The sequence below is a fragment of the Actinomycetota bacterium genome, from assembly GCA_035697485.1.
Classification (GTDB): domain Bacteria; phylum Actinomycetota; class UBA4738; order UBA4738; family HRBIN12; genus JAOUEA01.
The window spans coordinates 11187-31202 of record DASSCU010000003.1; the positions used below are offsets into that span (position 1 = coordinate 11187).

Below are 20016 nucleotides of genomic sequence, written 5' to 3' on the forward strand. Positions count from 1 at the left end.
CCTCGGTCGGACCGCCCGCTATGCTCTTCACGAGAGAGCTTCCCCCTTTAAGTCCGGTCCCGAGAGGCCGGGAAGGGAGCAACGGAACATGCTGCACCGAATCGGCCGCGCCTCCTCGCATGCCCGGGGAGGCGTTCTCGTTCCCGGGCGCGTGAGGCCGGTCGCATGAGCGCCCCCGGCACGCTGCTCGACGCCGACGACATCCGGCGAACGCTGACGCGCATCGCGCACGAGATCATCGAACGCGACAAGGGGGCCGCCGACATCGTGCTCGTCGGCATCGCGAACCGCGGCGACCACCTCGCACGGCGACTCTCGCAGGAGATCGAGCGCATCGAGGGGACGCGGGTCCCGGTCGGGGTGCTCGACATCACGTTCTACCGCGACGACATCGGCCTGCGCGCCGAGGCGCCCGAGGTCCACGAGACGCTCATCGACGTCGACATCACCGGGCGCACCCTGGTGCTCGTCGACGACGTGCTCTTCACGGGCCGCACGATCAGGGCGGCGATGGACGCCCTCACCGACTTCGGCCGGCCCGCACGCATCCGACTGGCGGTGCTCGTCGACCGGGGGCACCGTGAGCTGCCGATCCGTGCCGACTTCGTCGGCAAGAACGTCCCCACCCACCGTGACGACGACGTCCGTGTGCACGTGCGGGAGCTCGACGGCGACGACGCGGTGACCGTGCAGGAAGCTGCCCCCATACAGGAGGTGCACCGATGAACCGCCACGTGCTCTCGATGCACGACCTGAGCGCCGACGACGTGACGCGCGTGCTCGACACGGCGGAGTCCTTCCGCGAGGTCGGCACCCGCGTGATCAAGAAGGTACCGGCCCTTCGCGGGCGGACGGTCGTGAACTTCTTCCTGGAGAACTCCACGCGCACCCGCATCTCCTTCGAGCTGGCCGCCAAGCGGCTGTCGGCCGACGTGATCAACTTCTCGGCGAGCGGATCGAGCGTGTCCAAGGGCGAGAGCCTGAAGGACACGGCGCTGACGCTGCAGGCGATGGGCGCCGACGCGATCGTGATCAGGCATTCGTCGAGCGGTTCGCCGCTGCAGCTCACGAAGTGGGTCGAGGGGCATGTCCTGAACGCCGGAGACGGCACGCACGAGCACCCGACGCAGGCCCTGCTCGACCTCTACACGATGCGGGAGAAGCTCGGACGGCTCGAGGGCCTGCGAGTCGCGATCGTCGGCGACGTGCTGCACTCGAGGGTCGCGCGATCCCTCAGCTTCGGGCTCGTGACGATGGGCGCCGACGTGACCCTGATCGGACCCCCGACCCTGATCCCGCCGGACGCGCCCACCTGGGGCGTGCAGGTCAGTTACGACATCGACGCCGTGATCCCCAAGCTCGACGTCTGTTACATGCTGCGCGTGCAGAAGGAACGCCAGCGGCTCGAGTACTTCCCGAGCGTGCGTGAGTACAACCGGCTGTTCGGTCTCACCGCCACCCGCGCCGGCGTGTTGCCCGAAGGCTCGCTGATCATGCACCCGGGCCCCATGAACCGGGGGGTCGAGATCGACTCCGACGTCGCCGATCTGCCGCAGTCGGTGATCGAGGAACAGGTGACGAACGGCATCGCGGTGCGCATGTCGCTGCTCTACCTGCTGCTGGGGGCTGGCGGAAGCCTCGGCGCCGACGGACCCGCAGGGCCGGGGCAGGTGTCCCGTGGCTGAGGCGCTGCTGCTCCGGGGAGCGCGCGTGATCGACGCCGCATCCGAGATCGACACCCATTCGGACGTGCTCGTCGCCGATGGGCGTATCGAGGCGGTGGGCAGCGGTCTCGATCCCCTGGGCGCGGACGTGCTGGATTGCCGAGGACTCGTGCTCTCGCCGGGGCTAGTGGACCTGCACACCCATCTACGTGAGCCGGGGTTCGAGCACAAGGAGACGATCGCGAGCGGGACCCGCGCGGCCGCCGCGGGAGGGTTCACCGCGGTCTCGTCGATGGCGAACACCGATCCCGTCAGCGACCACGCGGGCATCGTGGCCGAGATCCGCGACAAGGCCGCCGACGCGGGGTTCGCCGACGTCTTCCCGGTCGGCGCGATCACGAAGGGCCTCGCCGGTGAATCGATGGCCGAGCTGGGAGAGATGGTGGAGGCCGGCGTTCGGGTCTTCAGCGACGACGGCAACTGCGTGCCGACCGCACGCATGCTGCGCAACGCACTCGTGTACGCGAAGGCGTTCCCCGCCGAGATCGTGATCGCCGACCACTGCGAGGACGCGTCCCTGGTCGCCGGCGGACACATGCACGAAGGCGTGCACTCCTACTCCCTGGGTCTCGCCGGCCGGCCCGCGGAGGCGGAGGAGATCGTCGTCGCCCGGGACCTCGCGATCGCGCGTGCGACCGGCGGCCGCATCCATATCTGCCACGTGTCGAGCGCGCAGGCGGTCGATCTGATCCGCCGTGCCAAGGCCGACGGGGTGCGCGTCACCGCGGAGGTGACGCCCCATCACCTCGTCTTCACCGACGACGACCTCGTCGGGTACGACACGAACTTCAAGGTGAACCCGCCGCTGCGTACGGCGGACGATCGCGAGGCGCTGCGAGCGGCCGTCGCCGACGGCACGATCGACGTGATCGCGACCGATCACGCGCCGCACGCGGTGGAGGAGAAGGACTCCGAGTTCGACCTCTCGCCACCCGGGACGATCGGCCTCGAGACCGCCCTGGCCGCCGTGCTCACCTCCCTCGTCGAACCGGGCATGGTGTCGCTGTCCCGGGCGATCCAGGCGATGTCGGTCACGCCGGCCCGCATCCTCGGCGCCACCGGGCACGGGGGAGCGGTCGAGGCGGGCCGCCCCGCGAACCTCCTCGTCTTCGATCCCACCGAGCGCTGGGTCGTGGAGCCGCCGTTCGCCTCGAAGGCCCGCAACAGCGCGTTCACCGGTCACGAGCTCGTCGGCCGGGTCCGTCACACGATGCTCCGGGGTCGGCTCACCGTCGCCGACGGGAAGGTGGGTGGGTAGATGGTCCAGACGGACCCTCGCTCGGCGCACCGCCCGCTCCGGGGTCCGGATGCCGTGCTGGTGCTGGAGGACGGCAGCACCTTCCATGGCACGGCCTTCGGCGCCCAGGGGGAATCCTTCGGCGAGGCGGTCTTCAACACCGGGATGGCCGGGTATCAGGAGGTGCTGACCGACCCCTCGTACGCCGGGCAGATCGTGGTTATGACTTCACCGCACCAGGGGAACTACGGGGTGAACCACGAGGACCCGGAGTCTGCGGCCATCCAGGTCTCGGGCTTCGCCGTGCGCGAGGCTTCACGACGCGCCTCGTCGTGGCGATCGGAGTCGACGCTCGCCGAGGCGCTGTCCGCCGCCGGCATCGTCGGGATCGAGGGCATCGACACACGCCGTCTCACCCGTCTCCTCCGCGAGCGGGGCTCGATGCGGGCGGCTACCTCGACCGTGGATCTCGATCCCGCTTCGCTCGCGGAACGCGTGCGCACCGTGCCGGGCATGGCTGGCGCCGACCTCGCGGCCGATGTCGGCTCGGCCTCGCCCTACGAGGCTCGCGACCTGGTCGGGTCGGCGACCACCGACCTCGGCCGCGTCTTCAGGGTGGCGGCGTACGACTTCGGCATGAAGCGCAACATCCTCCGGCGTCTGGCGGCCACCGGCATCGAGGTGACCGTCTTCCCCGCCCGGACACCGGCGGCCGAGATCGCTTCGGGGGACTTCGATGGGGTGTTCCTGTCGAACGGTCCGGGCGATCCGGCGGCCACGACGTACGGCATCGCCGCCACGCGCGACCTGTTGGGCAAGGTGCCGGTGTTCGGCATCTGCCTCGGCCACCAGCTGCTCGGTCTGGCGCTCGGCGGGCGCACGTACAAGATGCCGTTCGGTCACCGCGGGGTGAACCAGCCCGTGAAGAACATGCAGACGGGCGCCGTCGAGATCACGAGCCACAACCACGGGTTCGCGGTGGATCCCCTCGGGTGGCGACGTGACGGCGACGGGGTCGCGCTGACCGACCGCGGACGAGTCGCCCTGACCCACTGGAACCTCAACGACGGCACGCTCGAGGGCCTGCGATGCCTCGACGTGCCCGCGTTCGGTGTGCAGTACCACCCCGAGGCCGCGCCGGGGCCGCACGATTCGCGGTACCTCTTCGACGACTTCCGCCGGCTGATGGCGGGCGGCGCGGGGACGAGCGTCTGATGCCGAAGCGGACCGACCTGCACAAGATCATGGTGATCGGCTCCGGGCCGATCGTGATCGGACAGGCCTGCGAGTTCGACTACTCCGGCACGCAAGCATGCAAGGTGCTGCGGCGCGAGGGCTTCGAGGTCGCCCTCGTGAACTCGAACCCGGCGACGATCATGACCGACCCGGAGTTCGCCGATCGCACGTACATCGAGCCGCTCACGCCGGCGTCGGTGCTGGCGATCTGCGAGCGCGAGCGCCCCGACGCGCTGCTCCCGACGCTGGGCGGCCAGACCGCGCTGAACGTCGCGGTCGCGCTCGCGGAATCCGGCGACCTCGACCGGCTCGGCATCACGCTGATCGGCGCCTCGCTCGAGGCGATCCATCGCGCCGAGGATCGCAGCGGCTTCAAGGAGGCGATGCTGAAGGCCGGCCTCGACGTGCCGAGGGCGGGCACCGCCACGACGCTCGACGAGGCCCTGGGGCTCGGGGATTCGATCGGGTATCCGCTGATCGTGCGCGCGTCGTTCACGATGGGCGGCGGCGGCAGCGGGTTCGCCGCGAACCATCAGGAGCTCGCATCGCTCGCTGCGCGCGGCCTCGAGATCTCCCCCGTGTCCGAGATCCTCGTCGAGGAGTCGATCGCCGGCTGGAAGGAATTCGAGCTCGAGGTGATGCGCGACGGTGACGACAACGGCGTCATCGTCTGCTCGATCGAGAACGTCGACCCGATGGGGGTGCACACCGGGGATTCGATCACCGTCGCCCCGCAACAGACCCTGACCGACCGCGAGTACCAGCAGATGCGCGACTCGGCGCTGCAGGTGCTGCGTGTGATCGGTGTCGAGACGGGTGGGTCGAACGTGCAGTTCGCGGTCGATCCGGTGACCGGACGCCAGGTGCTGATCGAGATGAACCCGAGGGTGTCCAGATCGAGCGCTCTCGCGTCGAAGGCGACGGGGTTCCCGATCGCGAAGATCGCGGCCCTCCTCGCCGTCGGGTACCGGCTCGACGAGATCGTGAACGACATCACGGGCGAGACCCCGGCCTCATTCGAGCCGACCCTCGACTACGTGGTCGTGAAGGTGCCTCGGTTCGCCTTCGAGAAGTTCTCCGACGCCGATCCCCGCCTGACCTCGACGATGAAGTCGGTCGGGGAGGTCATGGCGATCGGCCGGACCTTCAAGGAAGCGCTGGGGAAGGCGTGGCGCGGCATCGAGAAGGCGGGCTTCGACCTCGGCGGCGAGGACATCACGATCCCTCGGTCGTCAGGGCCCGATGAGCTGCTGACGGCGCTCGCCGCCGGGACCGAGGGTCGCCTGCACCTGGTCGAACGGGCGTTGCACGAGGGCCACGGCGTCGACGAGATCGCGGCTGCCACCCGCATCGATCCCTGGTTCATCGAGCAGATCGCCGAGGTCGTCGACGAAGTGGCGGCGGTGCGCGGGCGGCCGCTCTCGACGCTGACCGCTCACGAGCTGTGGCATGCGAAACGGGCTGGGCTGTCCGACGCGCGCCTCGCCGTGCTCACGGGCGCGACGGAGGCCGCCGTTCGCCGCCACCGCGACGCCCTGGGCGTCGCGCCGGTCTTCAAGACCGTCGACACCTGCGCGGGGGAGTTTCCCGCCCGCACCCCCTACCATTTCTCGACCTACGAACAGGAAGACGAGGTGGCTCCGACCGCACGGCCTCGCGTCGTGATCCTGGGCGCTGGCCCGAACCGCATCGGCCAGGGCATCGAGTTCGACTACGCCTGCGTGCACGCGGCGTACGCGCTGGAGCTGGCGGGGTTCGAGTCGGTGATGGTGAACTCGAACCCCGAAACGGTCTCGACCGACTACGACACCTCGAGCAGGCTCTACTTCGAGCCGCTCTCGCCAGAGGACGCGCTCGCGGTCTGCCGCGCCGAGCAGCCGGTCGGGGTGATCGCCCAGCTCGGTGGCCAGACGCCGCTGAGGCTCGCCCGCATCCTGACCGAGGAAGGCTTCCACGTGCTCGGCACCTCGCCCGACGCGATCGACCTGGCCGAGGACCGCGGGAAGTTCGCCGAGATCCTCGCGGAGCTCGAGATCCCCGCGCCGCCGCACGGTGAGGCGCGCACGATCGAGGAGGCGCGCGAGGTCGCCCGGCGCATCGGCTACCCGGTCGTGGTGCGACCGTCGTACGTGCTCGGGGGACGCGCGATGGAGATCGTCTACGACGACGAGGAACTCGGGACCTTCGTCCGCACGGCCGCGGCCGCTTCGCCCGATCATCCGGTGCTGGTCGATCGGTTCCTGGAAGGTGCGATCGAGGTCGACGTCGACGCGGTCGCCGACGCCACGGGCGACGTGTTCGTCGGCGGCGTGATGGAGCACATCGAGGAAGCCGGGGTGCACTCGGGAGATTCGAGCTGCCAGATCCCGCCTGCGACGCTCTCCGACGAGGAGCTCGACACGATCGAAGACATCACGCGAACGATCGCCCGGCGCCTCGGGGTGGTTGGCCTGCTGAACCTGCAGCTCGCGGTGAAGGACGAACGCATCTGGGTGATCGAGGCGAACCCTCGTGCCTCGCGGACGGTGCCGTTCGTCTCGAAGGTGATCGGCGTCTCCCTGGCCCGGGTCGCGACGTGGGTGCTCACGGGGCGGACGCTTGCCGAACTGGCGGCCGAGGGTGTCGTGCCGGCCGATCCGCACCACTACCGCCACCTGTCGCACACCAGCGTGAAAGCCGCCGTGCTGCCTTTCGGGCGGTTCCCCGGTGTCGACACCGTGCTGGGCCCCGAGATGAAGTCCACGGGCGAGGTCATGGGCGTCGACGCCGACTCCGGCATGGCCCTCGCCAAGGCGATGGTCGCGGCGGGTCATGCGCTGCCGACCGGCGGCACCGTGTTCGTGAGCGTGGCCAACCGCGATAAGCGCGCGATCGTGTTTCCGGCCAAGCGCCTGGCGGACCTCGGATTCCGGCTCGTGGCCACCGGCGGGACCGCGGGGGTCCTGCAGCGCGCCGGGATCGCCGTGGAGCGGGTCGCGAAGATGAGCGAAGGCCCCGACAACGTCGGGGAGATGATCCGCGGAGGCCGGGTCGACCTCGTGGTCAACACGCCGTTCGGACGAGGTCCTCGCACCGACGGGTACTTCATCCGCACGGCGGCCGCGAGCGCCGGGGTCCCGTGCGTGACGACCCTGCCGGGGGTGTTCGCGGCCGTGCGAGGCATCGAAGCGCTGCTCGGCGCCCCGACCGAGCCCCGGTCGATCCAGGAGTACCATGCCGAGGCCATGGCGGAGCCGATGCAGGGGCGCCTCACGTTCGAGCAGGCCGCATCGACGACGGCCGCCGGGGAGCCGCCCGCGTGACGCGCGTACGCGCCGAGATCCTCTCCACTCGCAAGCTCGGCGCGTACCACTCGCTGACGCTGGTCGCGCCCGAGATCGCGGAGAAGGCGCGTCCGGGGCAGTTCCTGGCCGTCAAGATGCCGGAGGGACGCGAGTTCCTGCTCCGTCGTCACTTTGCGGTGCACCAGGCCTCACGGCGCGGCGGGTGGGCCGGGACCCTCGAGTTCGTCGTGGATCCGCTCGGACCGGGCACCGAGTGGCTCACATCGGTCAAGGCGCACGAGTTCCTCGAGGTGATCGGGCCGCTGGGCACGGCCTTCGCCTATCCGAAGCGGCACACGAACTGCCTGCTCGTCGCCGAGGGGCACGGGGCGGCGTCGCTCTACTTCCTCGCGCAGGAATTGCTCGCGCGGCACAAGCGGGTCGACATGGTCGTCGGTGCCGAGACCCTGGAGCGGGTGTTCAAGCCGATCGAGGGAAAGCGCCTCTCCCAGACGATCTCGATCGTGACGGCCGACGGCACGTTGGGCGAGCGTGGGTCGGTCATGGACATGTTGCCCGAGATGGCCGAGACGACCGGGGCCGAGGTCCTCTACGCGGCGGCGCCCTCGCCGACCCTCGCGAGGGTCGCCGGGTTCTGTAAGGAGCGAGCGATCCCCTCGCAGGTGGCGGTCGAGGAACGCATGGGATGCGGGCTGGGTCTGTGCCAGACATGCGTCGTGCCGGTCGCCCGCAAGGACGGGAGCGGGTACGACCACCTGCGATCGTGCGTCGACGGACCGGTCTTCAACCCCGCTCGCGTGCTGTGGGATCGCTGGCTCTCCGAAGAGCCGACGATGTTGCCCACGCCGCCCGAGGGCCTGCCGGTGGTGCGCTCGTGGCCGGGGTGAAGCGTGCCCTGGCGGTCGACCTCGGGGGCATCGTCCTCGCCACCCCCGTGATGATCGCCGCCGGCTGCGCGGGGACCGGCCGTGAGCTGTCGGGACTCGTCGAGCTCCGGAAGGTCGGGGCGATCGTGAGCCGGACGATCTCGCTCGAGCCCGAGCGTGGGTCGCCCACCCCCCGGATCGCCGAGTCGCCGTCGGGGGTCGTGTGGTCGACGGGACTGCAGAACCCGGGCGTCGATGCGTTCGTCTCCGAGGAGCTGCCGCGTCTCGCCAGGTCGAGCACTCTTGTCGTGGTCTCGATCGCCGGCGGCACGCTCGAGGAGTACGTGCGGTTGACCGGTGCACTGCAGGGGCGGCCGGAGGTCTCGGCGATCGAGGTGTACCTGTCGGGTCCCGACCTCGAGCTCCGACGTCCGATGCTCGGTGCACACGTCGACCGGGCGGCCGAGGTCGCCGGTGCGGTCGCGCGCATGTCGATGGTGCCCGTTTTCGCGAAGCTGCCGATGCACGCGTCGGACCTGCCCGAGGTGGCCCGAGCCGTGGTGCGTGCCGGGGCGACGGGGCTGACGATCGGCGGCTCGCCTCCGGCACTCGACGTGCGACCGGAGCGACTGCGACCCGGCCTCGGCGGCGTGACGGGCTGGCTGAGCGGCCCGGCAGTGCTGCCCATGACGCTGAGGGCGGTCTTCGACGTCTCGCGGGCGGTGCCCGACACGCCCGTGATCGCCGTCGGCGGCATCCGGACGGGTGAGGACGCGATCGAGGCGTTCCTGGCCGGTGCCTGGGCGGTACAGGTCGGCACGGCAACGCTGATCGATCCGGCGGCGCCGGTCTCGGTCGCCCAGGGCATCGTGCGCTACCTGAGGGCCAAGGGGCTCGCCACCCCGGCGGACGTCCGCGCTCGGTTGCGCGTGCCCGCGTCGTTCGGGGCGGTCCCCGACGAGGACGACGACGGCCGATGATCCCCCGCCCCTCGAACCCCCTCGTCGTCGCGCTCGACGTGAGCGACCTCGACACCGCGGAGCGGCTGGCAGGCGACCTCGCGCCGCACGCGGGCATGCTCAAGGTCGGCCTCGAGCTCTGCTGGGCGGAGGGACCCGACGCCGTCCGTCGCGTCATGGCGCACGGGCCGGTCTTCGTCGACGCGAAGCTGCACGACATCCCGAACACGGTGGAGCGCGCGGCCGCCAACATCGCCAAGCTCGGCGTCGCGATGCTGAACGTCCACGCACTGGGCGGCGAGGCGATGATGCGAGCGGCGGTCGACGGGGCGGCTCGTGGCGCCGAGCAGGGCGGGCACCCCACGCCGCTCGTGATCGCGGTGACGGTGCTCTCGTCGATGTCGGGCGAGGAGCTGGCGTCGCCGACCTCGCTCGCGTTCGAGGCACGAACGGCCGGGCTCGACGGCGTGGTGGTGTCGGGCCTCGACGTCGCCGAGGTGCGCCAGGTCTGTGGCGAGGACTTCTGCCTGGTCGTGCCCGGCATCCGGCCGCCGGGCGCCAACGGAGACGACCAGGTCCGCGTGCTGACCCCGTCGGCCGCCCTCGATGCGGGTGCTGACTACCTCGTGGTTGGCCGGCCGATCACCGCCTCAAACGATCCAGTGGGCGTCGCGAAGGGCATCGTGCTCGGTGCCCAGTGAGGCATGCGCGCTCTCTCGTAAGGTCGTGAAACCGCAGGTCGTCGGGCACATCGCGCGTTGTGGGCGTCGGATGAGCCCGCGTATACTCCCCGGGTTCTCGAACCCCTCGACCCTCCCGACACGAAGGAGCGCATGATGGCTCTACCGCAGTTGACCCCGGAACAGCGCGCCCAGGCCCTCGAGAAGGCGGCCGCCGCGCGCAAGGCTCGCGCCGAGCTGAAGGGCGAGCTGAAGTCCGGGAAGATCACGCTGCAGCAGGTGCTGAAGCGCGACGACGACACCGTCGGGAAGATGAAGGTCTCGGTCGTGCTCGAGTCGCTGCCCGGCGTGGGCAAGGTGCGGGCAGCCAAGATCATGGAGGAGCTCGACATCAGCGCCACGCGCCGCGTGCGTGGCCTCGGCGCGAAGCAGCGCGAGCAGCTGCTCGCGAAGTTCGCGAAGTAAGCCACCGGCCTTGGCGCCTCGCCGAGGCACCCTGTTCGTGATCGCCGGCCCGTCCGGGGTCGGCAAGGGGACCGTGGTCCGGGAGGTCCTGGCGCGGGTTCCCCGCGGCCTCGTGCTGTCGGTGAGCGCGACCACCCGCCCGCCGCGCCCCGGGGAGTTCGACGGCACCGACTACTTCTTCGTCGACGATGAAGGCTTCGACCGGATGGTCGCCGACGGCGAGATGCTCGAGTGGGCGGAGGTCTTCCATGGGCATCGCTACGGCACCCCCGCGGGGCCCGTGGAGCTCCATCGAGACGCCGGGCGCGACGTCCTGCTCGAGATCGACGTCGAAGGTGCCCGCTGGGTTCGCGCCCGGGTTCCCGATGCGGTGATGATCCTGCTGGAGCCGCCCTCGCGCGAGGAGCTCGAGCGCCGGCTGCGCTCGCGCGGCACCGAGTCCGACGCGTCCATCGCGGAGCGCCTCGCCAAGGCGGACTGGGAGCTGTCGCAGCGATCGCTCTTCGACCAGACGGTCGTGAACGACGAACTGGATCGAGCGTCGTCGCAGGTCGCTGCTATCATCGACGCATCGCGGGCTCGCTCTGCTTCAGAAGCGGGGGCGGGCGCGCACGACCCCACGGAGGACCCTTCAGCATGATCGAACCGAAGATCGACGACCTGCTCGCCGCCGTCGACTCCAAGTACACGCTCGTCATCCTGGCGGCCAAGCGTGCGCGCGAGATCAACAGCTACTACAACCAGCTCGGCGAGGGCCGCGGCGAGTTCGTGCCGCCGCTGGTCGAGAGCGGGTTCAGCAACAAGCCGTTGTCGATCGCCCTCGAGGAGATCGCTGAGGGCAAGATCGAATACGTCCGTCCCGAGGAACCCGCCGAGGCAGAGTGATGCTGGCGGGCCGTCGGGTCCTGCTCGGCGTCACCGGGGGCATCGCCGCCTACAAATCGGCCCACCTCGCTCGATCGCTGACCGGCGCCGGCGCCGAGGTCACGGTCGTGATGACCGAGTCGGCGACGCGGTTCGTCGGCCCCGACACGTTCGCCGCCCTCACCGGGCGGCCCGTGCACACCTCCCTGTGGGAACGACCCGGCGAGGTCCTGCACGTGCGGCTGGCCCACGAGACCGACCTGATGGTCGTCGCGCCGGCGACGGCGCACCTGTTGGCCAGGCTCGCGACAGGCATGGCCGACGACCTGTTGACCTCGACCCTGCTGGAGTACTCGGGACCCGTCGTGGTGGCACCCGCGATGCACACCGGCATGTGGGAGCACCCAGCGACCCGGGCCAACGTGGCGCTCCTTCGCGAGCGGGGCGTCACGGTGTGTGGACCAGTGTCCGGCGCACTCGCCCACGGCGACGACGGCATGGGTCGCATGGCGGAACCCGACGACATCCTCTCGGATGCCTCCGCGGCGCTCGCGCGGCAGCCGAGGGGCGATCTGGCGGGACGGGAGATCGTCGTCACGGCGGGGCCGACGTACGAGGCGATCGATCCGGTGCGGTTCTTCGGTAACCACTCCAGCGGCAGGATGGGTGTGGCGGTGGCCGGCGAGGCGGCCCGCAGGGGGGGACTGGTGCACCTCGTCCTCGGTCCGGGCACGGTGGCGCCGCCGCCCGGGGTCGACGTCGAGCACGTCACGTCGGCGGAGGAGATGCGCGCCGCGGTCCTGGCTCACTTCGACACCGCCGACGCCGTCGTGATGGCGGCGGCCGTGGCCGATTTCCGACCGAAACAGGCCGCGCCGGGCAAGATCAAGAAGGACGAGGGGGCCCCCGATCTGATCCTCGAGCCCACCCCCGACATCCTCCGGGAGCTCGGCATGACGCGCCGGCCCGGGTCGGTGCTGGTCGGGTTCGCGGCGGAGACCGACGATGTCGAAGCGGCCGGCCGAGCCAAGCTCGTCGCCAAGGGCGTCGATCTCCTGGTGGCGAACGAGGTCGGGCGCCCCGGCACCGGGTTCGGATCGGAGACGAATCATGCCGCGATCCTCGACGCGACGGGCGACGATGTTCCGCTGCGAAGATGGACCAAGGCGGAGCTGGCCAGGGCGATCGTCGATCGCGTGGTTGCCCGTCTGGACTAGACTTCGGCCCATCATGATCCAGCCCTACCTCTTCTCGTCGGAGTCCGTCACCGAGGGGCACCCCGACAAGCTCGCCGACCAGATCTCCGACTCGATCCTCGACGCGTTCCTGTCGGAGGATGCCGAGAGCCGGGTCGCCTGCGAGACGCTGGTCACGACCGGCCTCGTCTTTGTCAGTGGGGAGATCACGCTGGCCGAGGGCTGGGTCGATGTGCCCTCGATCGTGCGCGAGACGATCACCGAGGTGGGCTACACCGACGCGAAGTTCGGCCTCGACGGCGAGACCTGCGGAGTGATGACGGCGATCCAGGAACAGTCGCCCGACATCGCCCGAGGTGTCGACGACGCGCTCGAGCACCGCGCCGAGCACTCCGGCGATCCTCTCGATCACCTCGGGGCGGGCGACCAGGGCATGATGTTCGGCTACGCCTGTCGCGAGACCGACGAGCTGATGCCGCTGCCGATCGCGATGGCCCACCGGCTGTCGAAGCGCCTGTCCGACGTCCGCAAGGCGGGCGTCGTTCCCTACCTGCGCCCCGACGGCAAGAGCCAGGTCTCGATCGAGTACGAGGGCGGCCGGCCGGTCCGCGTCGACACGGTGCTGATCTCCGCGCAGCACCGCGAGGAGGTCGACGTCGAGACGCTGCTGAAGCCAGACGTCGAGGCCGAGGTGATCGACCCGGTGTTGCGCGAATTCCCCGAGCTCGACGCCTCGGGCGTGCGGGTGCTGGTGAACCCCACCGGTCGCTTCGAGATCGGCGGGCCGAAGGCCGACACCGGTCTCACCGGCCGGAAGATCATCGTCGACACGTACGGCGGGTACGCGCCGCACGGCGGCGGAGCCTTCAGCGGCAAGGACCCGACCAAGGTCGATCGATCCGCAGCCTACATGGCACGATTCGTGGCGAAGAACATCGTCGCCGCCGGGCTCGCCGAGCGCGCGCAGCTCCAGCTCGCGTACGCGATCGGCACGGCACACCCCGTGAGCCTGCTCCTCGACACGTTCGGCACCGAGCAGGCCGATCCAGAGAAGCTCCGCGCCGCGTTGTGGGACCTGTTCGACTTCCGCCCCGCGGCGATCATCCGAGACCTCGATCTCGCGAGACCCATCTATCGCGAGACGGCCGCCTACGGCCATTTCGGTCGCAAGGAGTTCCCCTGGGAGGGGACCGACCGCGTCGACGACCTCCGCGCCGCGGTCGCCTGAGCCCGCCGAGTCGCTCGCCGGACCGGTCGCGATCTGCGTCGACCGGCCACTGCTGAGCCTCGATCGCGCGTTCACCTACGACCTCCCGGCCGAACTCGAGGCGGGCGTCGGGTCCCTGGTGCAGGTGCCGTTCCACGGGCGTGCCGTGCGGGGGTGGGTGCTCGGTCCGACCGACGATGTCCCGAAGAGTGTGCTCGAGGTGAAGAAGGTCGTGTCGCCGACGCGGTGGTTCGACGAGGCCGGGCTGTCCCTGTGCCGGTGGGTGAGCGAGCGGTACGTGGCGCCCATGGCAGCCGTGCTCGAGCGTGCGACGCCGCCGCGTGTCGCAGCCGAGGAGAACCGCGGGCGGGCCGGGTGGCGCCGGGTCGCTCCCGTTGCGCTGCCACCGCCCGTCCTCGAGGGGTACCGGGAGGGGCCGAGGCTCGTGGAGGCGATCGTGGCGGGCGGGCCGGGGGCGTGGGTGCTCCGGCCCGCGCCCGAGCACGAGAGCGCCGTCGTGGTCGAGGCCGTCGCGCGGTGCCTCGGCACCGGAAGGCGGGCGCTCGTGATCGTGCCGGAAGCGGCGCCCGTCCCCGGCACGGCGAAGGCGATCGCCGCGGCGTTCGGCGACGACCGAGTGGCGCGTCTCCTGGGGGGTTCGAAGCGGGCCCGGTATCGCACCTGGCTCGACGTGCAGGCCGGTGGATATGATGTCGTCGTCGGCACGCGCCCGAGCATCTTCGCCCCGGTGCCCGATCTCGGGCTGATCGTGGTGGGGCGCGAATCGCACCCCGCCCTGCGCGAGGATCGGGCGCCGTACTACCACGTGCGCGACGTGGCCCTTGCGCGCGGGGAGATCGAGCGTGCCGTCGTGGTCATGTCCGCGATGGCGCCCTCGTCCGAAGCCGCCGCCTTGGCGCTGCCGACCGTCGCGCCCCGGCGCCGAAGTTGGGTGCCCGTGGAGATCGTGTCGCCGGGGCCGGAGGGGCGAGCCCCGCGACTCGTGCGGGCGCTGCGCGAGAGCACCAGGGCGTTCCTCTTCTCACCGCTCCCCGGATACGGCATCGCCGCCGTCTGTCGCGCATGTGGCCAGCCGGCCGCCTGCGCCGTCTGCCATGGCGTGCTGCGGTCGAGCGAGGGAGCGGTGCGGTGCGTGGTCTGTGAAGCGCCGGGGCGATGCCGGGCCTGCGGAGCGAGCGACTTCGGTCTGCGTCGGGGCGGGCAGGAACGCGTCGAGGAGTGGGCCGCGCGTGTCGCGAGCGTTCCAGTGCACCGGCTGGCGGCGGACGACGCGCCGCGCCTGCCGACGGACGGCGAGGTTCTCGTTGGCGGCCCCGACGACGTCCGCGACTTCGGAGACGCAGGGCTCGACCTCGTCGCGATCCTCGATGCGGATCTCGCGGGGCGCCGTCCCGGACTGACGGCGCGGGAACGAGCCGTCACGACCTGGACCGAGGCGATCGCGTGGGCGAGGCCGGGCGGGCGGGCGATCGTGCAGTCGGCCCAGGCGAACGACCCCGCGATCCAGTCCCTCGTGCTGGGCGACCCGGCGCGTTTCCATCGGGACGAACGCGAGCGGCGAGCGCAGGCGGGGTTCCCGGTGGGATCCGCCGTGTTCCGGGTGGTCGGCGACGCGCACCTGGCCGACGAGCTCGCGGCCCTCGAACCGATCACGCTGCTGGTCTCGACGGCCGAAGGGCAGACGGTATGCTTGCTCGCGCTCGACCCGGGCAGCGTCGCGGCGTTCGGCCGACAGGCCCGTGCCCTCGCCGTGCGCGACGTGATCACCCGTGTCGAGGCCGAGCCTCATCTGTGACCCGAACGGAAGCGACGAACCTGTGATCATGCCGATCCGCACCCTCGGGGATCCCGTCCTGCGCGAGCCTGCCAAGCCGGTGACGACCTTCGACCGCGCGTTGCGCACCCTCCGAGACGACATGGTCCAGACGATGTACGACGCGCCGGGGGTCGGGCTCGCCGGACCGCAGGTGGGGATCTCCCTTCGCCTGTTCGTGTTCGACGACGGCGAGACCGGCCCGCTGTTCATCGCGAACCCTGTGCTGTCGGGCGCCGAGGGCGAGCTCCTCGAAGAGGAGGGGTGCCTCTCGATCCCGGGTCCGTATCACGAGACCACGCGGTACGCGAGGATCACCTGCAGCGGCCAGGACGTCGACGGCGGGCCCATCGAGCTCACGGGGGAGGGGTTGTTGGCCCGCATCTTCCAGCACGAGACCGACCACCTCGAAGGCATGCTCTTCATCGATCGCCTCGACGACGACGGGCGGCGATCGGTGCTGGCCGAGCTGCGACGCATCGAGCTGGGACTCGAGGATCCGCCGCCGAAGCGGCGCGTGCTGCGCAGATCCGAGGGTTGAGCGCCATGCGCGTGGTCTTCCTGGGCAACGACCCCTGGTCGGTGCCGACCCTGGAGGCGCTCGCGAACGCCGACGACGTCGACGTCGAGCTCGTAGTCACGAACCCCGCCCGCCCGGCTGGGCGCGGATCGCGTCTCACATCCACGGCGGTCGCCGACGCGGCCCGGGCTCTCGGCCTCGAGCTGCTCGAGGTCGAGGGCGTTCGCAGCGGCGACGGGCGGGCGGCGATCGAGGCGAGCCGGCCCGATGCGCTGGTCGTCGTCGCCTATGGCGAGCTCCTCACCCCCGACGTGCTCAGCGTCCCGCCGCTCGGCACGGTCAACCTGCACTTCTCGCTGTTGCCGCGGTGGCGAGGCGCCGCGCCGGTGCAACGGGCGATCCTCGAGGGCGACGAGCTCACCGGCGTGAGCGTGATGCTGCTCGATGAGGGTCTCGACACGGGCCCGGTACTGGTGGCCAGGGAGGAACCGATCCTCCCCGACGACGATACTGGGAGCCTCGGGGCCCGCCTGGCCGAGATCGGTGCGCCCCTCGTGGTCGACGCCCTGCGCGGCTTGGATGCGGACACGGCGTCGCCTGCCCCGCAGAGCCCCGGGGGCGCCACGACCGCGCCGAAGCTGCTGCCCGAGGAGCGCTCGATCGACTGGCGGCAGCCGGCCGACGCGATCGTTCGGCGAGTACGGGCGTTCGCTCCCTCGCCCGGGGCGACGACGACGTTCCGCGAGACGGCGCTCAAGCTGGTGCGCGTCGAGATCCGAGAGCTCGGACTCGCGCCCGGCGCGCGACCCGGGGCCGGGCCCGGGGCCGGGCCCGGGGTCGGGCCCCGGGTCGGGGCGGTGTGGCTCGACCGCGACGGCACCCCGACGGTGGTGACATCCGACGGAGGGATCGCCCTGCTCGAGGTCGGCCCCGCCGGGCGCGGGCGCATGTCCGGGGCGGACTGGGCGCGCGGCGCGCGCATCCGGCCCGAGGAGCGCTTCGCGTGAGGCAGACCGCGAGGTCGGTCGCCCTCGAGGCGATCAGGCGCGTCACCGACGAGGGCGCGTACTCGACGATCGTGATCCCCGGCGCCTTGCGACGTTCCCGGCTGGACGAACGCGACCGCGCGTTCGCCACCGAGCTCGCGTTCGGCACGATCCGCCATCTGCTCGCGATCGACTGGGCCCTCGATCGCGTGGCGAGCCGGCCCGTCGCCCGGATGTCGCCGAGCGCGCGGACGGTGCTGCGGCTCGGTGCCTACCAAGTGCTGTTCACGGACGTCGCGCCGCACGCGGCGGTGGGAGAGACGGTGGGGCTCGCGGGCGATCGTGAGCGGGGGTTCGTGAACGCCGTGCTGCGCCGGCTGACCGCCGAGCCGACGGCGTGGCCCGACGGCGCCGGCGACGTCGACGTCGCCGTCCGCAGCGGGCTCGCACCCTGGGCGGTGAACGAGCTGCGCAAGCTGCTCCCGGCCGACGAGGTCGAGCCGGCGGCGGCCGCCTTCGCGAGCCCCGCATCGCTCTGCCTCCGGGCGAATCCCGCAGCGATCGAGCCGGCACCCCTCGAGCGGGCGTTGCGCGATGCCGGTCACGACCCTCGACCCGCTCCTCTCGATCCGACCTGTCTCCTGCTCGACCATGGCGATCCGGCCCGCATGCCCGGATTCGAGGAGGGGTGGTTCGCGGTTCAGGACCAGGCGTCGGCGTTCGTCGTCCGGGCCCTCGACCCGATGCCCGGCGATCGCGTCCTCGATGCCTGCGCCGCGCCGGGCGGCAAGACGACCTACGCAGCCGCGCTCGTCGGGGAAGACGGCCTCGTCGTCGGCGCCGATCTGCACGCCGGGCGCGTCGGTCTGATCCGCCGGAGCGCGACGCGCCTCGGCCTGCACCCGCTGGTGCTCGCGCAGGACGCCACCGCCCCGGCCCTGCAGGGTCCCTTCGACCGCATCCTCGTCGATGCCCCGTGCTCGGGTCTGGGGTCGGCCCGTCGCCGCCCAGAGCTCTTGTGGCGCGATCGGAAACGAGATCTGAGCACGCTGGCCCGGACCCAGGTCGCGATCGTGTCGGCGCTGGCCGAGCTCCTCGCGCCCGGCGGGCGCCTCGTGTACTCCGTGTGCACCTTCCCGAGGGCCGAGACCGACGCGGCCGCCGACGCGATCGTCCGACATCGTCCCGACCTCGTGCCGTTCGCGACCGACGGTCCCGACGGGCCGTCCGATCGCGTCCGGCTGTGGCCGCACCGGCACGGGAGCGACGGCATGTTCATCGCCGCGTACGCGAGGAAGCTCTGAGGTGGCCGGTACGATGGCCCGCGTGGGGAAGCTCGCCGCCTCGATCCTGTCCGCCGACCTCGCGCACCTGGCCGACCAGGTCAAGCTCGTCGAGGAGCATGCCGAAGTCATCCACATCGACATCATGGACGGGCACTTCGTACCTCCCATCGCGCTCGGCTCGGTGGTGGTCGCGTCGCTGCGGCCGCACACCGATCGCACGTTGCACGGCCACCTCATGGTCGACGCCCCTGAGTCGTTCTTCGAGGAATTGGCCGAGGCCGGTCTCGACGTCGTGTCGTTCCACCACGAGGCGGTCGCAGATCCCGTGATCGCGATCGACAAGGCGCGCGGCGCCGGCCTTCGCGCCGGCGTCACGATTAACCTGGAGACGCCGGTCGAGGACGTCTTCCCGTACCTGGAACAGGTCGACGACGTGATGCTGATGAGCATCAAGCCGGGGTGGAGCGGGCAGACGATCGACCCGGCCGTCTACCCGCGCATCGAGGCGGTGCGAGCCGAGGTCGATCGCCGTGGCCTCGACGTCGACGTCGAGATCGACGGCGGCGTCAAGGTCGACAACGCCCGGCGGGCGATCGACGCGGGGGCGACCGTGCTGATCAGTGCGAGCGGGATCTTCCAGGCGGCGGACCCGGCCGAGAACGCGCGGGTGCTACGCGCGATCGCCAACGGCGAGGCGGCCTGATGGCCGAGACCATCCTCGTCGTCGACGACGATCCCGACATCGCCCGCTTCGTCGAGGTGAACCTGCGGTCGGCCGGGTACGAGGTGGCGGTCGCAGGCGACGGTGAGGTCGCCCTCGAGCGAGCGGCGGTCTTGCGGCCCGACCTCGTCCTGCTCGACGTGATGATGCCCCGGCTCGACGGCTTCGAGGTCGCCCAGCGCCTGCGCAAGAACCCCCAGACCGCGAACACGAGCATCATCATGCTCACCGCGAAGGCATTGTCGGCTGACAAGGTCACGGGCCTGCAGTCCGGCGCCGACGACTACATCATCAAGCCCTTCGACCCGATCGAACTGCTGGCGCGGGTGAAGGGAACGCTCCGACGGGCCAAGGAGATGCGGAACCTCTCCCCGCTGACCGGCCTGCCCGGCAACATCCGCATCCAAGAGGAGATCGAGCGACAGGTGCGCGAGGGACGCCCGTTCGCGGTGCTCTACTGCGACCTGGACAACTTCAAGGCCTACAACGACCAGAAAGGCTTCGTGCGCGGGGATCGTTTGATCCAGTCGACCGCTCGCATCATCCAGGACGCGGTCGCGGGCCACGACGGTTCGCATGGATTCGTCGGGCATGTGGGCGGCGACGACTTCGTCGCCGTGGTGCGTCCCGACGTGGCCGAAGACGTCGCCGGAAGCGTGTGCGACGGCTTCGAAGCCGCCAAGATCGAGTTCTACGAGCCCGAGGATCTCGAGCGCGGTTTCGTGCGGATCGAGGACCGCAAGGGCGTGATGCAGGACATCCCGCTCGTGGGTATCTCGATCGGCATCGCGTCGAGCGCGCGGCATCCCTTCGCGCACTACGGCGAGGCGGTGGCGGTCGCCACCGAGATGAAGCAGTTCGCCAAGCGCGACGGCGGGTCCTCCTTCGCGATCGACCGACGTTCGGCCTGATCGACCGCCGCACCGGTTCCCGGGTTCCCGGCCGGATACC

General features: G+C 71.0%; 19 protein-coding genes. All 19 read left to right on the forward strand.

Annotated elements, in window-relative coordinates; genetic code table 11:
• The first annotated feature begins 165 nt into the window (after positions 1–165).
• The 19 genes from pyrR to VFI59_00250 all read left to right on the forward strand — a co-directional run bounded on the left by pyrR (position 166) and on the right by VFI59_00250 (position 19976).
• Positions 166–726 (forward strand): bifunctional pyr operon transcriptional regulator/uracil phosphoribosyltransferase PyrR, encoded by a 561-nt coding sequence (gene pyrR, locus VFI59_00160; GenBank protein ID HET6712114.1) that lies wholly within the window; start codon positions 166–168, stop codon positions 724–726.
• Complete coding sequence (locus tag VFI59_00165; protein ID HET6712115.1) at positions 723–1685, forward strand: aspartate carbamoyltransferase catalytic subunit; 963 nt, start codon at positions 723–725, stop codon at positions 1683–1685. Before pyrR ends, VFI59_00165 begins: the two co-directional genes overlap by 4 nt.
• Positions 1678–2982, forward strand: a complete 1305-nt coding sequence (locus tag VFI59_00170) for a dihydroorotase (GenBank protein HET6712116.1) — start codon at positions 1678–1680, stop codon at positions 2980–2982. Before VFI59_00165 ends, VFI59_00170 begins: the two co-directional genes overlap by 8 nt.
• Positions 2983–4176: a glutamine-hydrolyzing carbamoyl-phosphate synthase small subunit gene (gene carA / locus VFI59_00175; GenBank protein ID HET6712117.1), complete on the forward strand. Its 1194-nt coding sequence runs from the start codon at positions 2983–2985 to the stop codon at positions 4174–4176.
• Positions 4176–7499: a carbamoyl-phosphate synthase large subunit gene (gene carB, locus VFI59_00180; protein ID HET6712118.1), complete on the forward strand. Its 3324-nt coding sequence runs from the start codon at positions 4176–4178 to the stop codon at positions 7497–7499. Before carA ends, carB begins: the two co-directional genes overlap by 1 nt.
• Positions 7496–8368 (forward strand): dihydroorotate dehydrogenase electron transfer subunit, encoded by an 873-nt coding sequence (locus VFI59_00185; protein HET6712119.1) that lies wholly within the window; start codon positions 7496–7498, stop codon positions 8366–8368. The genes carB and VFI59_00185 overlap by 4 nt, the downstream gene beginning before the upstream one ends.
• Positions 8356–9327: a dihydroorotate dehydrogenase gene (locus VFI59_00190; protein ID HET6712120.1), complete on the forward strand. Its 972-nt coding sequence runs from the start codon at positions 8356–8358 to the stop codon at positions 9325–9327. The genes VFI59_00185 and VFI59_00190 overlap by 13 nt, the downstream gene beginning before the upstream one ends.
• A complete protein-coding gene (pyrF, locus tag VFI59_00195) occupies positions 9324–10007 on the forward strand; it encodes an orotidine-5'-phosphate decarboxylase (protein HET6712121.1) in 684 nt (227 codons plus the stop codon). The genes VFI59_00190 and pyrF overlap by 4 nt, the downstream gene beginning before the upstream one ends.
• 135 nt (positions 10008–10142) lie before the next feature.
• On the forward strand, positions 10143–10451 hold the full coding sequence (gene mihF, locus VFI59_00200; GenBank protein HET6712122.1) for an integration host factor, actinobacterial type: 309 nt from the start codon (positions 10143–10145) through the stop codon (positions 10449–10451).
• A 10-nt stretch (positions 10452–10461) separates the two neighbouring features.
• Complete coding sequence (gene gmk, locus VFI59_00205) at positions 10462–11091, forward strand: guanylate kinase (GenBank protein HET6712123.1); 630 nt, start codon at positions 10462–10464, stop codon at positions 11089–11091.
• Positions 11088–11336 carry a DNA-directed RNA polymerase subunit omega gene (gene rpoZ / locus VFI59_00210; protein ID HET6712124.1) on the forward strand — a complete coding sequence of 83 codons (249 nt, stop codon included), beginning with the start codon at positions 11088–11090 and terminating at the stop codon, positions 11334–11336. The genes gmk and rpoZ overlap by 4 nt, the downstream gene beginning before the upstream one ends.
• Positions 11336–12532, forward strand: a complete 1197-nt coding sequence (gene coaBC, locus VFI59_00215; protein ID HET6712125.1) for a bifunctional phosphopantothenoylcysteine decarboxylase/phosphopantothenate--cysteine ligase CoaBC — start codon at positions 11336–11338, stop codon at positions 12530–12532. The genes rpoZ and coaBC overlap by 1 nt, the downstream gene beginning before the upstream one ends.
• Positions 12533–12548: 16 nt before the next feature.
• A complete protein-coding gene (metK, locus tag VFI59_00220) occupies positions 12549–13739 on the forward strand; it encodes a methionine adenosyltransferase (GenBank protein ID HET6712126.1) in 1191 nt (396 codons plus the stop codon).
• Between the two features lie 31 nt (positions 13740–13770).
• Positions 13771–15534, forward strand: a complete 1764-nt coding sequence (locus VFI59_00225) for a hypothetical protein (protein ID HET6712127.1) — start codon at positions 13771–13773, stop codon at positions 15532–15534.
• Between the two features lie 28 nt (positions 15535–15562).
• Complete coding sequence (gene def / locus VFI59_00230) at positions 15563–16093, forward strand: peptide deformylase (GenBank protein HET6712128.1); 531 nt, start codon at positions 15563–15565, stop codon at positions 16091–16093.
• Positions 16094–16098: 5 nt separating this feature from the next.
• Complete coding sequence (fmt, locus tag VFI59_00235) at positions 16099–17079, forward strand: methionyl-tRNA formyltransferase (protein HET6712129.1); 981 nt, start codon at positions 16099–16101, stop codon at positions 17077–17079.
• Positions 17076–18362, forward strand: a complete 1287-nt coding sequence (gene rsmB / locus VFI59_00240) for a 16S rRNA (cytosine(967)-C(5))-methyltransferase RsmB (GenBank protein ID HET6712130.1) — start codon at positions 17076–17078, stop codon at positions 18360–18362. The genes fmt and rsmB overlap by 4 nt, the downstream gene beginning before the upstream one ends.
• A 1-nt stretch (position 18363) precedes the next feature.
• Positions 18364–19047, forward strand: a complete 684-nt coding sequence (locus VFI59_00245) for a ribulose-phosphate 3-epimerase (protein ID HET6712131.1) — start codon at positions 18364–18366, stop codon at positions 19045–19047.
• On the forward strand, positions 19047–19976 hold the full coding sequence (locus VFI59_00250; protein ID HET6712132.1) for a response regulator: 930 nt from the start codon (positions 19047–19049) through the stop codon (positions 19974–19976). Before VFI59_00245 ends, VFI59_00250 begins: the two co-directional genes overlap by 1 nt.
• Positions 19977–20016 lie beyond the last annotated feature (40 nt).

What these genes read in the sequence shown, in the direction of transcription:
- carA (HET6712117.1), top strand. Translation starts at nt 2,983, where the DNA reads ATGGTCCAGACGGACCCTCGCTCGGCGCACCGCCCGCTCCGGGGTCCG.
- VFI59_00165 (HET6712115.1), top strand. Translation starts at nt 723, where the DNA reads ATGAACCGCCACGTGCTCTCGATGCACGACCTGAGCGCCGACGACGTG.
- mihF (HET6712122.1), top strand. Translation starts at nt 10,143, where the DNA reads ATGGCTCTACCGCAGTTGACCCCGGAACAGCGCGCCCAGGCCCTCGAG.
- pyrF (HET6712121.1), top strand. Translation starts at nt 9,324, where the DNA reads ATGATCCCCCGCCCCTCGAACCCCCTCGTCGTCGCGCTCGACGTGAGC.
- def (HET6712128.1), top strand. Translation starts at nt 15,563, where the DNA reads ATGCCGATCCGCACCCTCGGGGATCCCGTCCTGCGCGAGCCTGCCAAG.
- pyrR (HET6712114.1), top strand. Translation starts at nt 166, where the DNA reads ATGAGCGCCCCCGGCACGCTGCTCGACGCCGACGACATCCGGCGAACG.
- coaBC (HET6712125.1), top strand. Translation starts at nt 11,336, where the DNA reads ATGCTGGCGGGCCGTCGGGTCCTGCTCGGCGTCACCGGGGGCATCGCC.
- rpoZ (HET6712124.1), top strand. Translation starts at nt 11,088, where the DNA reads ATGATCGAACCGAAGATCGACGACCTGCTCGCCGCCGTCGACTCCAAG.
- fmt (HET6712129.1), top strand. Translation starts at nt 16,099, where the DNA reads ATGCGCGTGGTCTTCCTGGGCAACGACCCCTGGTCGGTGCCGACCCTG.
- VFI59_00250 (HET6712132.1), top strand. Translation starts at nt 19,047, where the DNA reads ATGGCCGAGACCATCCTCGTCGTCGACGACGATCCCGACATCGCCCGC.
- carB (HET6712118.1), top strand. Translation starts at nt 4,176, where the DNA reads ATGCCGAAGCGGACCGACCTGCACAAGATCATGGTGATCGGCTCCGGG.